Consider the following 13,688-nt stretch of genomic DNA (forward strand, 5'->3'; position numbering starts at 1 on the left):
GCCGTGAGGCTCGCCAGCTTCCTGGCCCAGGGCACGGAGCGCTGGGGCGTCGTGCTGCGCGACCCCGGCGTGGCGGACCGCGAGTGGCTCGTCGAGCCCGTCCGCGCCGAGGCCGCGCTCGCGGCGCACGCGCCCGTCCCCGCCCCGGACGCGGCCCCGCACTTCCTCGCGGGGCCGTGGCCGGACACGCTCGTCGGCCTCCTCGCGCTCGACGACGCCGGCCTGGCGGCCCTGTCCCGGCTCGCCGCCGCCGTCGAACAGCGGGCGCGGAACGACGTGACGATCCTGCCGCGCTCGGGGCACCACGTCGGCGGGCCGGGCGGCCCGGGGGCGGACGACGGCGGGCCGGACGGCGTCGAGCTGCTCGCGCCGGTCCCGAGGCCGCGCCTGTGCTGGGGGCTGGTGACGAACTCGCCGTCGTTCGTGCGGAACCGGGCGGGCGTGCCGCTGCTCAACCTGTTCCCGCTGGGGCACCAGCGGCCGCAGGGGGCGGTGGTCGGGCCCGGCGCGCCCGTCGTCGTCCGGCACGGCCACCACCTGCCCGCCATGGCCTACAACGTGGAGCTCGCCGTGGTGATCGGCCGGGCGGGGCGGGACGTCCCGGTCGAGCGGGCCATGGAGCACGTGGCGGGGTACACCGTGGTGGACGACGTGTCCGGCACCCACTACTTCTCGGCCGTGCCGGGCAACGGCGGCACCGGGTACTCGCTGCCGCCCGGCTACCAGGACTGGCTGTTCCAGGCCACGGCGTCGTGGGGCGGCAAGAAGGCCGACAGCATGTGCCCCATGGGCCCGTACCTCGTCACGAAGGACGAGGTGGGCGACCCGTACGACCTGCTGATGTGGACGCGGCAGTCGGGCCGCACGCGCGACCGCGCGCACAGCGGCGCGACGCTGCTGGGCATCGAACGGGTGCTCGCCTGGTACTCGTCGTTCGCGTCGCTGCACGTGGGCGACGTGATCCACCTCGGCACCATGGGCATCGACGGCCTGCCCGTCACGCCCGGCGAGGTCGCCGCCGGCACGCGGCTCGAGGTCGAGATCGAGCGCGTGGGCGCACTGGCCAACCCGGTGGTGGCGCCGGACGACGTCCCGGGGCGTGCGGGAGAGCCGCCCGACCTGACCCGGCACCCCTCGTGGGCCGTGCGGGAGCTCGCGCTGCGCGAGCGCGCCGAGCCCGGCTCGACGGTGATCGCGGCACCCGCGGACTGGTCGGTCGCGGAGGTGCGGCACTTCTGGACCGCCTTCGGCAACGCCGCCCCGGCCGGCGGCGTCGACCCCGACGGCCTGCCGCGGCTCGCCGTGCCGCGCTTCCTGAACGGCCCGGCCTCCGCGCTCGCGGCGGGCGACCCCGCGGGCGACCCCGCGGGCAGCCCCGCGGGCGGCGTCGCGGGCGGCGCCGTGCGGGTCCCGGCGCGTGCCACGGACCTGGTCGTGGCGGTCGAGCTGGCGCTGGTGCTGCGCCGCCTGGTCGCACCGGCCCCCGACGGGTCAGACGCACAGGTCACCCCAGGGAACCGTGCGTCTGACACGTCGGGGGCCGGCGACCTGGTGCTCGGGTACACGCCCCTGATCTCGGTCTGCGACCAGTCGTTCACCGACGCCGTCGCCGAGCCCGCCCGCGCCGGCGAGCGCGGCATCGGCGCCGTGTACGGGCGCTGGGCCGACGGATTCAACGTGGTGCTGCCCGCACCCGGCCCGCTCCTGCCCGTCGCCGCGCTGCCCGACCCGGCCGGCTGGTGGGGGCGCGAGACGTGGCTGACGACGCCGGCGGGCGCCGTCCGCGGCTCGACGGCGGAGTACGCCGCCGGGCCGGGCGAGCTGCTGGCCACGGTCTCCCGCATGATCACGCTGTTCCCGGGCGACGTCGTGACCCTGGGGGCGGCGTCGGCCCGGGTGCGCGTCCCCCGCGAACAGTACGCGGCCGGGCTGGACGTCACGGCCGGGATCGAGGGCCTGGGCACGGTCCACGCCCGGATCGCGAGGGCGACGTGACCCGCCGGCCCGACGTGCTCGTCGTCCTCGCCGACGACCTCGGCTTCTCCGACCTCGGTGCGTTCGGCGGCGAGATCGACACCCCCGCCCTGGACCGGCTGGCCCGGCGCGGCGTCCGGATGAGCTCCTTCTACGCGACGCCCCGCTGCAGCCCCTCGCGCGCCGCGCTGCTCACCGGCCGCCACGCGCACGACGTCGGCGTCGGCGTCCTCACCAGCGACGACCGCCCGCACGGCTACCGCGGCTCACCCGACCCCGCGGCGCCCACCCTCGCCGAGCGCCTGCGCGCCGTCGGCTACACGACGGCGCTCGCGGGCAAGTGGCACCTGTCGTCGCGGACGGACCGGCCCGACGAGACGTGGCCCACGCGCCGCGGGTTCGACGAGTTCTACGGCGTGCTGCCCGGCGCGACCAGCTACTACCGCCCGCCGCTGGTCCAGGGCGAGGAGCGGCTGCCGGCGTCCGCCACCGCGGGCGACTACTACCTCACGGACGACCTGAGCCGGTACGCGCGCGGGTTCGTGGAGCGGGCGCACCGCGCCCGACGGCCGTGGTTCCTGTACCTCGCGTACACGGCGCCGCACTGGCCGCTGCACGCACGTGAGGCCGACGTCGCGAAGTACCGCGAGCGCTACCTCGCGGGCTGGGACCGCCTCCGCGAGCGCCGGCTGGCCGCGCAGCACCGCCTCGGCCTGGCCACGTCCGACGGCCTGCCGCCGCGCGACCCGCGCGTTCCGGCGTGGGCGGAGACGGCCGACCGGGAGTGGGAGGCGGAGCGCATGGCGGTCTACGCGGCGCAGGTCGAGGCCATGGACCGGGGCGTGGGCGCGCTGCTGGACCAGCTCGCGGCGCAGGGCACGCTGGACGACACGCTGGTCGTGTTCTGCTCGGACAACGGGGCGTGCGCGGAGGAGCTGCCGCCGCCGTCCGGCCGCCTCGGCCCGGACGTGTCCCCGCCGACGACGCGCGACGGGCGGGTGGTGCGGGTCGGCAGCTCCCCCGCCGTCGTCCCGGGGCCGGAGGACACCTTCGCGAGCTACGGCCGGGCGTGGGCGCACCTGTCGAACACACCGTTCCGGCTGTACAAGCGGTGGGTGCACGAGGGCGGCATCGCCTCCCCGCTGATCGCGTCGTGGCCGGCGGGCGGCGTGCGGGGCGGGGGCCGGACGGCGGGACCGGGGCACGTGGTCGACGTCGCGCCGACGGTGCTGCGCGCGGTGGGCGGCGACGCCGACGGCATGGCGGGCGTGAGCATGCTCGACCAGTGGCGGGGCGCAGCGGCGGTGGAGCGGCCGTTGTTCTGGGAGCACCTCGGCAACGCCGCCGTGCGGCACGGGCGGTGGAAGCTGGTGCGCGAGGCGGGGCGGCCGTGGGAGCTGTACGACGTCGGCGCGGACCGCGGCGAGACCCACGACCTCGCGGACGCGCACCCCGACGTCGTCGCGCGGCTGGAGCGCTGCTGGGAGGCGTGGGCGCGGTCGGCCGGGGTGATCGAGTGGGACCGCCTGCTGGCGTACTACCGCGAGCGTGGGCTGGAGCGGTCGGTGCTCCCGGACTGACCCGGCCGGGCCGTTACCTGGTTCCGGTGGGGCGGCGGTGTCCTCGACGGCCACGATGACGGCGGAGCAGCAGCTCGCCGAGCACCGTGAGGAGCAGCACCGCGGCGCAGGCGCCGGCGAACAGGGCGAGCGCGTGCATGCCGGCGGTGTCGGGCTCCTGCCGGTACGCCGCGGCGGTCGCCGCCGTCGCGCACAGGGCGCCCACGTACATGAAGGTGCGGAACAGCCCGGACGCCGCGCCGATCTGCTCCGGGGTGGCCTGCTCGTACAGGGCGTTCTGGTTGGCCAGGCCGTTCAGCGCCTGCGGTATGCCGTGCAGCGCGATGATCACGCACAGCCAGAGCACGGGCGTGCCGCCGTCGAGCAGGAGGAGCGCCGCGCAGGCGACCACCTGCACCGCCGACCCGGCGAGCAGCTTGCCCAGGACCGCCGGGCTGCGGCCGGTCAGCACGGTGAACAGCATCGCCGTGCCGAACATCGGCAGCACCACCAGCCCGGTGTGCGACGGCGACAGCCCGCGCGCGTGCTCCAGCCACTGCGGCATGCCGTAGACCACGCAGTACATGACGATCCCGGTCAGCATCTGCCGGGCGTAGGTGAGCAGCAGGGGCCGGTTCTGCCCCAGGACCCGCACGTCGAGGAACGGGTCGGCCGTGCGCAGCTCGCGCCACACGAACCCGGCGCCGGCCACGAGCGTGATCGCGACGAGCCACAGCGCCCGGGCCGCCGGGTCCATGAGGAACAGCATCAGCGCCGTGAGCGCCACGGCGAACAGGGCGATCCCGGCGGCGTCCCAGGTGCGGCGCGGGGCCGGGACGTCGTCCCCGGCGGCGTCAGTGGCGGCGTCCCGGGCGCCGTCCGCGGCGTCGTCCCGGGGCAGGAACAGGGCGCCCAGCACCAGGCAGGCGACGGCGAACGGCACGTTGACGGAGAACACGGCGCGCCAGCCGCCGAGGTCCACGAGCAGACCGCCGAGCGACGGCCCGACGACCGCGATCACCTGGTTGGCGAACGACAGCGTGGCCAGCACCCCGGCGGGCGAGGGTCCGCCGGTGCGGCGCCCCTCGCGCTTGATGAGCGCCATCGACGCCGGGTAGCCGGCGCAGGTGCCCAGGCCGATCAGCACCCGGGCGACGACCAGCCAGCCGAGCGTCGGCGCGAACGTGCCGAGCAGCCCGGCGGCGCCGACGAGCGCCGTGCCGATGAGGTACAGCCGGCGCGGCCCGTACGTGTCGACCATGCGGCCCACCACCGGCTGCCCCACCGCGCACGCGAGGTACAGCGCGCTGACCAGCCACGCGGTGTCCGACGGCGGCGCCCCGAACGCCAGGCCGATCGGCACGAGCGCGACCGCCAGCAGCGAGGTGTTGAGCGGGTTGAGCACCGAGCCGAGCACCATCGGGGCGATGAGCCTGCGGTCGAACCGGGCGGGCTCGGGGGCGGACTGGTCGGGCCGCGTCACCCTGCGGCTCTCGGGAAGTCAGTTGCCTCGGGCACGCTCTCACGGTACACCGGCGAGGTCGGCAGTCCGCCCGTGCGGTCGGCGGTCCGCAGACCCGGTCGGCAGTCGGTGTCGGCAAGCGAGGTCGGCAGTCCGCAGGCCAGGTCACCAGCCCTCAGGCCAGGTAGGCAGTCTGTATCGAGGTCGGCACAGGCCTGTGCCGACCTCGATACAGACTGCCGACTCTGCGCTGCAAACTGCCGACTCTGCTGCGAGGCAAGCCGCCGACTCCGCTGCGAGGTGCCGTTCGCCGGGTGACCGCCGTCGTCCGAGCGCCGTCCCCGCCGAAAGTGCGAGACTGCGCCCATGCGTGACGACGAGTGGTCCCGGCAGCGCGCCGAGGCGGTGCGGGTGCAGGCGGAGCGCCTGGAGGCGCGGCAGGACGCCGAGCACACCCGGGCCGAGGCGATGCTGCGCGAGTTCGTCGCCGCGGCGCGCACCGCCAGACTCGAACCCGAGGACCTCCAGGTGCAGGGCTACGGCGGGCGCGGGACGGCGCGCACCGGGCTCAAGGGCTGGTACCTGCGTGTCGACCGCAGCGCCGGGGTCAGCACCGACGGCGAGTTCTACGTGCTCACCGCGCCCATCGGGCTGCTCGACCGCCTGCGCGGGATCCGCCCCGAGACGCGGCGTCCGCCCCTGGTGCTCGGCGCCGGCGGGAAGGACGGCGAGTCCATGCCCCTGGCCGACGTCCTGGACCGCCTGCTCCCGGGCTGGCGCACGCGCTGACCCGCGCTGCGCTCGACCCGCGCCGCCGTCAGCCCGCCGAACGGCCCAGGTCCGTCCAGCGCCGCCACGCGGCGACCCGCTCCTCGGTGATCGGCAGCACGGCGTCCACGGCGAGGTCGCCGACCAGGATCCGCAGCGGCGGCTCGTCGGCGTCGACCACGGCGAGGACCACGCGGGCGACGTCGGCCGGGGACGACGACCCCGGCGGGTGCCAGGCGGCCGCGCGCAGCGGGTCGTAGGCGGGCAGGTGTGCGGCGTGCACCCCGGACTCGTCGCGCCAACCCGTGTCGACAGGCCCCGGTTCGACGAGCGTGACGTGGATGCCGAACCCCGCGACCTCCTGGGCGAGCGCCTCCGACAGCCCTTCGAGCGCCCACTTCGACGCGCTGTAGCCGCCGAGCCCTGGCCAGGCGGCGACCCCGCTGGAGCTGGAGACCTGCACCACGTGCCCACCGCCCTGCGCACGGAGCACCGGCAGCGCCGCCTGGGTCACGTGCAGCACGCCGAAGAGGTTGACGTCGAGCTGGTCCCGGAGCTGCTCGGGCGTGATCTCCTCGACCGTGCCGAACAGGCCGTAGCCCGCGTTGTTCACCACCACGTCGATGCGGCCGAGCACCTCGGCCGCTGCCCGCACCGCGGCCCGGGCCTGCTCCGGGTCGGTCACGTCGAGGCGCAGCGGCAGGACGGCGTCGCCGTGCCGGGCCACGAGGTCGTCGAGCGCGGACAGGTCGCGCGCCGTCGCCGCGACGCGGTCGCCGCGCTCCAGGGCGGCGACCGTGATCGCCCGGCCGAGCCCGCGGCCCGCGCCGGTGACGAACCAGGTCCGGGTCATCGGGCGCCGGCCGGGGTGGTGGTGAGGTCCGGGTCGGACACCGGGGTACGCACGAAGTCAGCCGCCATGCGCGTCATCGTGCCAGGTGAGCCCGCCGGGTGTCGCACCGGGCGCCACGCCCCTGCCCGAGCTCGTCGGCCCGGGCTGCCGGTCCGCTCACGACCCGGCGCTCCGGCCCCGTGGTTGGCACTAGGCTCGCGGCATGCCCGTGGACGACGTCGACACCCGGCCCGCACCGCCGCGGACCCTGACCCGCCGCGAGCGACTGCGGCGGCAGACCGTCGACGAGATCGTGGAACGGGCGCTGGAGCTCGTCGACTCGGGCGGGGCGCACGGCCTGTCCATCGCGTCGGTCAGCAAGGCGATGGGCATGACGCCGCCCGCGCTGTACCACTACTTCGCCTCCCGGGACGCACTGCTCGACGCGCTGGTCCTGGCCGGGTACACGGACCTCGGCACCGCGGTGGAGGGCGCCGCACACGCCGCGTCGGACCGGCCGGCACCGGAGCGGGTCGCGGCGATCGCCCACGCGTGGCGGCGCTGGGCGCTGGACCACCCCAGGCGCTACGCGATGCTCTTCACGGGCAGCCGGCGCGAGGCCGTGGACCCGCTGGAGCACGTCGGCCCGATCACCGCGAGCATGCTGGCCCTGGTCTCGGCGCTCCAGGAGCTGGTGCGGGGCGGCGGGGACGACGGTGGCGGGGGTGACGGCGCCGGGGGCGACGCGGACGAGGAACGCACGCGGGACAGCGAGATCCGTGCCGGCGCCGAACCCGGCGCGGGGCGCGAGTCCGGCACCCGGCAGGGCCTCGTCACGGAGCTCTCCCGGTGGGGCCGCGCGCTCGGCGCCCCGCCGGAGACCGCGCCCGGTGCGCTACGGCTGGCCCTGTCCACGTGGTACCGCGTGCACGGACTGGTGTCGCTGGAGCTGGTCGGCGGTTTCGACACCATGGGACTAGACGGCGGGGACCTGCTGACGGCGGAGATCGACTCGCTGATCCACGAGGCCACCCGCTGACCGTCCCGCCCCGCCTCGCCGCCGCCCGCCCCGCCGCACCCTGCCCCCCGCCGCACCGCACCGTGAAGGTGCGCTTCTACCCAGCGAACTGGCCCGGAACCGGCCTCTCTTCGGGCCCGATCGCTGGATAGAAGCGCCTTTCTCACGCCCGCACTTCTCACGCCCGCCCGGCCCAACCCGCCCGGCCCACCCCGCTCGGCACCGACCAGGTCAACGACGGTCCGGGTCGGCACTCCCGGCGTGCGCCTGGAGGAACTCCCGGACCAGCGTCACCACCCGGTCCGGCTGGTCCAGCGTGGAGAGGTGGCCCGCTCCGGACAGCACCACCGACCGCGCGCCGGGCGCGGCGGCGACCGCGGCGTCGAGCTCGGGCTGGAGCACCAGCGGGTCCTGAGAGCCGCGCACCCAGAGCGTCGGCACCGACAGCCGGTGCAGCGCCGGGAGAAAGTCGGTGCGCATCGCGAACGGCCCGAACGACAGGGCCTGCCACTCGTCGAGCGCCGGCTCGCGGTACCGGGCCTTCTGCTCGGCCTCGCGCTGCGCAAGCTCGACCGCCCGCTCCAGGCCCGGGGTGTCCGCGCCGTGCTGCAGGTTGTCGACGAGCGAGCGGCGCACCGCGCGCTGGCTCCGCGCCAGCCACGCCGTGGTCGCGCGGAGCAGCCCAGGCGTACGCGTCGACAGCCAGGTGACGAACTGCGCCGGACGCCGCGCGCCCAGCCCGCCCGGCGCCAGCAGCACCGCGGCGCTGACCCGGTCGGGGTGGTCGAGCGCCGTGCCGATCGACACGCCGCCGCCCATCGACAGCCCGACGAGCGCCGTCCGCCCGATGCCGAGCTGGTCGAGCAGCCCGATCACGACCCGCTGGAGCACGGGCTGGTCCACGGGCCCTGCCCAGGGTCGGCTGCCGCCGTGCCGCGGCAGGTCGATCGCCAGGACCCGGAAGTGCTCCGCGAGCGCGGGCGCCACGTGCATCCAGTCCAGCTCTGCCGTGTCCAGCATCGCGCCGTGCAGCAGCAGGACCGGCGGCGCGTCGGGGCGGCCGCTCGCGTACAGGCGCACCGGTCCGCCCGCCACAGTGAGGTCGCGGACGTCGTCGAAGGTGGTGGTCGCGGTCGTCACGGCCGGGTTCCCTCCCCCGGCCCGACGCCGACGGCGCCCGCCGCTCCCGGCCCGACGTCGATCCCGTCGCGCACCAGCCCCTCTACCACCCCGAGCGCCGCCCGCAGCTGGTCAGCCGTCAGCGGCCCGATCAGCGCCGAGGCCGACAGCAGCCCGATCGTGACGCTCGACAGCGCGAGCGAGACCCCCTCGGCGTCGACCTCGGGCCGCACGCGGCCAGCGTCACGCAGCTGCTCCACGTGCGCCGTGATCCAACGGAACCGGGCGCGGTACCGCTCGGGGTCGACGGCGCGCACGTGCTCGCCCAGCACCGCGCGGTCGTCGAGGAACGCCGCGGACATCAGCGGGTCCGCCAGCAGCGCCTCGACCCCGGCGCGGTACAGCGCGCTCAGCGGGACCGGGGGCGGCAGGTGCGCCGTCAGCTCGTCCACCCGCTCGCCGAGCCGTTCGGTCGAGCGCAGCAGGACGGCGTCGAGCAGCTCGTGCTTGCCCACGAACTCGCGGTAGACGCCACCCTTGCTCACGCCCGCGGCGTCCGCCACGGACTGCATCGACATCGCGTCGAAGCCGCGGTCGAGCACGAGCCGTTCGGCGACGTCGAGCAGCGTCTCCCGGCGGTCCGGGATCGTCGGTCTGGGCATACGCACCTCCGTAGTGACCCAAACTACCACATCGGTCACTACGGGTGAACCAACCGATCAGGGCACGAGCACGACCTTGCCGCCGGAGTGCCCGCCGTCGACCAGGCTCTGCCCCCGCGCCGCCTCCGCCAGTGGCAGCACGTGCGCGACCGGCACGGACACCTCGCCGCGCAGCACCAGGCCGACCAGGTCGGCGAGCTCTGCGGCCGAGGGCGTGGACCGCTCGTCGAACTCCACGCCCAGCTCGTGGGCCGCCGGGTCGGTGAGGGTCAGCACACGCTCGGTGCCGCCCCGCAGCTCGATGCTGTCGGGAAGCACGCCGGCACCGGACGTGTCGAGCACGGCGTCGACGACGGGCGTGAGGGCGCGGACCCGCTCGACCAGCCCGGCGCCGTACGTCGTGGGCGTCGCGCCGTACGCCGCGACCCGGCCCTGGTTGGCGGGCGACGCCGTGCCGATCACACGCACGCCGGCGGCGACGGCGAGCTGGGTCACCAGCCCGCCGATGCCACCGCTGGCGCCGTGCACCAGCAGGGTCTCCCCCGGCTGCGGGCCGAGGATGCGCAGCGACCGCCGGGCGGCCTCGCCCACCACGGGGAGCGCGGCGGCCTGCGTCACGGCGAGCCCGTCGGGCACCGGGGCCCAGCGTCTCAGGAGGGCGAGCTCCGCGGCGCCGCGACTCGTCCATCCGGTGACCCGGTCGCCCGGGGCGACCCCGGCGACGTCCGCCCCCACCTGGTCGACGACACCCGCGACCTCCAGCCCTGGCACCGCCGGGAGACGCGTGCGGAACGCGGACTCCATGGCCCCTGAACGGACCTTGCCGTCGAAGGCGTTGAGGCCAACGGCCTCGACCCGGACCCGGACCTGTCCGGGCCCGGCCTCCGGCTCCGGGACCTCGCCGAGGTGCAGCACCTCGGGCCCGCCGAACTCGTCGTACACCACTGCGCGCATCGTGCGTCCTCTCCCTCAGGAACAGTCTGCCCGCCGTTTCCGACATCGCGGTTCAGGGCTCCGATGCCCGGGCCTGCGCGGCCCACGCCTCCGACACGGGCGCCATCAGCTCCGGGTCCGACGACGGCTCGAGGTCGGAGTCGCCCACGGGGTCCGGCGTCGGCCCCGGGACGGCGAGGGTGGCGATCGCCGTGGTCACGGGGATGGCGAGCACGAGGCCGATCGAGCCCACGAGGGTGCGCACCACCTCCTCGGCGATCTCGCCCGAGGTCAGGGCCGTGAGCGGCGACTGGTCCACGAGCCAGACGATCATGAGCAGCGGCAGGGCAGCGCCCACGTAGGCGAACGCGATCGTGTAGACGGTCGAGGCGATGTGGTCGCGGCCGATCCGCATGGCGCTCGTAAACAGCTCGGCCCGGGACGCCGTCGGCGCGACGGCGCGCAGCTCCCAGACCGCGGAGGCCTGCGTGATGGTCACATCGTTCAGCACGCCCAGGCCGGCCAGGACGATGCCGCACAACGCGATCCCGCGCAGGTCGGCCAGGGGCGCGCTGGACGGGAGGAAGGCCGAGGCCTCGTCGGACGTGCCGGTGATCTGCGCGGCGCCCGACGCCCAGGCGGCGATCCCCGCCGTCAGCGCGAGGCCCACCAGCGTGCCCAGCAGCGCCGTCGACGTGCGCGCCGACAAGCCGTGCGCCAGGTACAGGGTGACGAACATGATCAGCGACGACGTCACCAGCGCCACCCCGAACGCGTTCTGCCCCGCGAGCAGGGCCGGCATCGTGAACCCGAGGAGCACCACGAACGCGATCCCCAGCCCGGCCATCGCCGCCAGCCCGCGCCACCGCGCCACGAGCAGCACCACCAGCGCGTAGACGACGGCGAGCAGCGCGATCGGCAGCTCGCGCTGGAAGTCCATGAACACGAGCGGGTCGACGCCGGGCTGTGCGACCCCGGAGATGTCCACCGCCGTGATCCGGTCGCCCTCGGCGAGCGGTACCGACGGGCCGGGCGACTGCATCCGCGAGGCGCCGCCGTCGGCGAGCTCGACCGGGATGCTCCCCGTGGCCGGGTCCGCGGGGCCCGCGATGGTGACGTCCACGAAGGACGTGCCCTCGGCCCGGTTCGGCACCCGGTCGGGCACGTCCCCGGCGTTCGGCCACAACAGCCACAGCCCGGCCAGCGTGGCGAGCAGCGCCGAGACCAGGATCATGACCAGGAAGAACGTGGTCTTCGGCGCGGCAGGGCCCGCCGAGCCGTGCGTGGGAGCGTGCGCCATGCCGACATCCTGACCCACGAGTGCGCCGCAGGCACGGCGAGCCGGAGCACCGTCCGAGATCAGCGGTTTGCCCGGCCGATGCGCCGCCTGCTCAGTCGAGAAAGCTCACCTCGACCAGGCGGCACCGGCGCACCCAGTCCTCCAGGTCCACCGGCTGGGCCAGGTGGCCGGGGTTGGCCGGCTGGTTGAGGTCGGCGACGATCTCGGTGAGCACCGCGCGCCGCTCCGCGTCCTCGGTGACGGGCCGGGCGGTCGCCCGCAGGTCCGCCCGCACACCGTGCTTGAGGTGGAAGGTGAAGGTGGGCTCCGCCACCAGGTTCACGTACCAGCTCGGCCGGTCGACCGTGCCGCTGCACAGGTAGGTGCGGCCGGACACGTGGTAGAAGAAGATCTCGATCCGCCGCGGCAGCCCGGTCCGCCGCCCCGTCGTCGTGACGTCGACGATCCGCTGCCGGGTCGTCGCGGCCGGCGTGATCTCGACCGCCCGGCGTACGGCCGCGTCCATCAGGCCGCCTCGCTCTCGTGCCGCGTTGCGGCGTCCGGCGCCTCGTACCGCAGCGCCGGGCCGAGCAGCAGGCCGCCGTCCACCACGAACTCCGACCCGGTGGCGTAGGCGGCATCGTCGGACGCCACGAACAGCGTCAGCCGGGTCACGTCCTCGGGCTGCCCGACGCGCGGGATCGCGAACGGCTCGGGCGTGTACGCGTCCGCGATGGGCGCGGCACCGGGCGCCGCCGGCTCGGTGATGAAGCCGGTGGCGACCGCGCCGGGATGGACCGAGTTCACCCGGATGCCGTCCCGGCCCAGCTCCATGGCCGCCGTCCGGGTCAGACCGCGCAGCGCCCACTTGCTCGCGGTGTAGGCCGCGAAGTACGGCGTGGCGGTGTTCGCCATGGACGAGGCGATGTTCACGATCGAGCCCCCTCCGCCACGGCGCATCGACGGCGCGACGGCGCGGATCCCGAGGAACTGCCCGGTCACGTTGATGTCCAGCAGTCTCCTCCAGTCGGCAGGCTCCGTGTGCTCGACCGTCGCCGCCGCCTGCGGCACGCCGGCGTTGTTCACCAGCACCGACACCGGCCCGAACCGCTCCTCCGCCGCCGCGACGGCGTCGGCCCACTGCCGCTCCTCACGGACGTCCAGGGTGACCGCCAGGGCCCGCTCCCCCAGCTCGGCGGCCAGGCGGGCCCCGCGCTCGGGGTTCCGGTCCCCGATCACGACCTCGGCGCCCTCTGCGTGGAAGGCACGCACGTGGCTCACACCCATGCCCCGGCCCGCACCCGTGACCAGGACCGTCTTGTTCTCGAATCGCCGCACGGCGTCGTCCTCTCGTCAGGTTCCGAGTCGCTCGACTCGGAACATCGGAGACGCTATGCCGGAGCATGGTTGTGAGTCAAGTGACTCACCTCGTAGGTTCCGGCATGATGGGCGCATGGCCACCGGCACGGGCGTCTACCACCAGCAGCTTGCGGAGCAGAAGCGGGCGGCGATCATCGACGCCGCCACCAGCCTGTTCATGGCGCACGGCTACGCGGGCGCGTCACTGGCCCGGGTGGCGCAGGACGCCGAGGTCTCCAAGGCGACGCTCTTCAAGCAGTTCCCCACCAAGGCGAGCCTGTTCGAGGCGGTGGTGACGCAGCAGTGGGACGCGGCCGACGACGACCGCACGACGCCGGAGCCCGGCGACCTCGCGCGCGGCCTGCGGGTGTACGGCCGCCGCTACGCCGCCCTCATGTCACGCCCCGAGATGGTGGGCCTGTACCGGATGGTGATCGCCGAGATGCCGCGGTTCCCGCAGATCGCCGACACCCAGTTCGAGACGGGGAAGATGCCGTTCTTCCGGGTGGTCCAGCAGTACCTCCAGGCGGAGCACGACGCCGGGGCGGCGCGTGTCGACGACACGCTCATGGCCGCGGCGAACTTCCTCGGCATGATCGGCAACTACGTGTTCTGGCCGCGGCTCATGGTGGTGGGCTGGGACCCGACACAGGCCCAGATCGAGGACGCCGTGGACGAGGCCGTGGCGACGACCGTCGCCCGCTACGGCACCGCGTAGCCCCG

At 75.3% G+C, this 13,688-nt stretch carries 13 protein-coding genes; 5 read left to right on the forward strand and 8 right to left on the reverse strand.

Features of this window, described 5'->3' with window-relative positions:
- Window positions 1-3 precede the first annotated feature (3 nt).
- Both ACZ7LE_RS21420 and ACZ7LE_RS21425 read left to right on the forward strand, forming a co-directional pair.
- A complete protein-coding gene (locus ACZ7LE_RS21420; protein ID WP_470405258.1) occupies window positions 4-1,995 on the forward strand; it encodes a fumarylacetoacetate hydrolase family protein in 1,992 nt (663 codons plus the stop codon).
- Window positions 1,992-3,554 carry an arylsulfatase gene (locus tag ACZ7LE_RS21425; protein ID WP_470405259.1) on the forward strand — a complete coding sequence of 521 codons (1,563 nt, stop codon included), beginning with the start codon at window positions 1,992-1,994 and terminating at the stop codon, window positions 3,552-3,554. Before ACZ7LE_RS21420 ends, ACZ7LE_RS21425 begins: the two co-directional genes overlap by 4 nt.
- 13 nt (window positions 3,555-3,567) lie before the next feature.
- On the opposite strand, the gene ACZ7LE_RS21430 is transcribed toward ACZ7LE_RS21425, so the two are convergent.
- Window positions 3,568-5,016, reverse strand: coding sequence for an MFS transporter (locus tag ACZ7LE_RS21430; RefSeq protein WP_470405260.1), 1,449 nt, complete (start codon window positions 5,014-5,016; stop codon window positions 3,568-3,570).
- 345 nt (window positions 5,017-5,361) lie between these two features.
- Between ACZ7LE_RS21430 and ACZ7LE_RS21435 the strand changes: the two genes are divergently transcribed.
- A complete protein-coding gene (locus tag ACZ7LE_RS21435; protein ID WP_470405261.1) occupies window positions 5,362-5,784 on the forward strand; it encodes a hypothetical protein in 423 nt (140 codons plus the stop codon).
- 28 nt (window positions 5,785-5,812) lie between these two features.
- On the opposite strand, the gene ACZ7LE_RS21440 is transcribed toward ACZ7LE_RS21435, so the two are convergent.
- Window positions 5,813-6,616 carry an SDR family NAD(P)-dependent oxidoreductase gene (locus ACZ7LE_RS21440; RefSeq protein ID WP_470405262.1) on the reverse strand — a complete coding sequence of 268 codons (804 nt, stop codon included), beginning with the start codon at window positions 6,614-6,616 and terminating at the stop codon, window positions 5,813-5,815.
- Between the two features lie 202 nt (window positions 6,617-6,818).
- Here ACZ7LE_RS21440 and ACZ7LE_RS21445 point away from each other — a divergent pair, with 202 nt between their 5' ends.
- Entirely contained in the window at window positions 6,819-7,634 is an 816-nt protein-coding gene (locus ACZ7LE_RS21445; protein ID WP_470405263.1) for a TetR/AcrR family transcriptional regulator, read from the forward strand.
- 210 nt (window positions 7,635-7,844) lie between these two features.
- On the opposite strand, the gene ACZ7LE_RS21450 is transcribed toward ACZ7LE_RS21445, so the two are convergent.
- The 6 genes from ACZ7LE_RS21450 to ACZ7LE_RS21475 form a co-directional block, all read right to left on the reverse strand.
- Window positions 7,845-8,753, reverse strand: coding sequence for an alpha/beta fold hydrolase (locus ACZ7LE_RS21450; protein WP_470405264.1), 909 nt, complete (start codon window positions 8,751-8,753; stop codon window positions 7,845-7,847).
- Complete coding sequence (locus tag ACZ7LE_RS21455; RefSeq protein WP_470405265.1) at window positions 8,750-9,394, reverse strand: TetR/AcrR family transcriptional regulator; 645 nt, start codon at window positions 9,392-9,394, stop codon at window positions 8,750-8,752. The genes ACZ7LE_RS21450 and ACZ7LE_RS21455 overlap by 4 nt, the downstream gene beginning before the upstream one ends.
- 57 nt (window positions 9,395-9,451) lie before the next feature.
- Window positions 9,452-10,348: an NADP-dependent oxidoreductase gene (locus ACZ7LE_RS21460; protein ID WP_470405266.1), complete on the reverse strand. Its 897-nt coding sequence runs from the start codon at window positions 10,346-10,348 to the stop codon at window positions 9,452-9,454.
- Window positions 10,349-10,400: 52 nt separating this feature from the next.
- Complete coding sequence (locus ACZ7LE_RS21465) at window positions 10,401-11,627, reverse strand: YibE/F family protein (RefSeq protein ID WP_470405267.1); 1,227 nt, start codon at window positions 11,625-11,627, stop codon at window positions 10,401-10,403.
- A gap of 91 nt (window positions 11,628-11,718) precedes the next feature.
- Window positions 11,719-12,132, reverse strand: coding sequence for a nitroreductase/quinone reductase family protein (locus tag ACZ7LE_RS21470; RefSeq protein ID WP_470405268.1), 414 nt, complete (start codon window positions 12,130-12,132; stop codon window positions 11,719-11,721).
- A complete protein-coding gene (locus ACZ7LE_RS21475; RefSeq protein ID WP_470405269.1) occupies window positions 12,132-12,944 on the reverse strand; it encodes an SDR family NAD(P)-dependent oxidoreductase in 813 nt (270 codons plus the stop codon). The genes ACZ7LE_RS21470 and ACZ7LE_RS21475 overlap by 1 nt, the downstream gene beginning before the upstream one ends.
- A 115-nt stretch (window positions 12,945-13,059) precedes the next feature.
- On the opposite strand from ACZ7LE_RS21475, the gene ACZ7LE_RS21480 reads away from it, so the two are divergent.
- On the forward strand, window positions 13,060-13,683 hold the full coding sequence (locus ACZ7LE_RS21480; RefSeq protein WP_470405270.1) for a TetR/AcrR family transcriptional regulator: 624 nt from the start codon (window positions 13,060-13,062) through the stop codon (window positions 13,681-13,683).
- The last annotated feature ends 5 nt before the right edge of the window (window positions 13,684-13,688 follow it).

It is taken from the genome of Promicromonospora sp. NPDC110617, assembly GCF_055598465.1.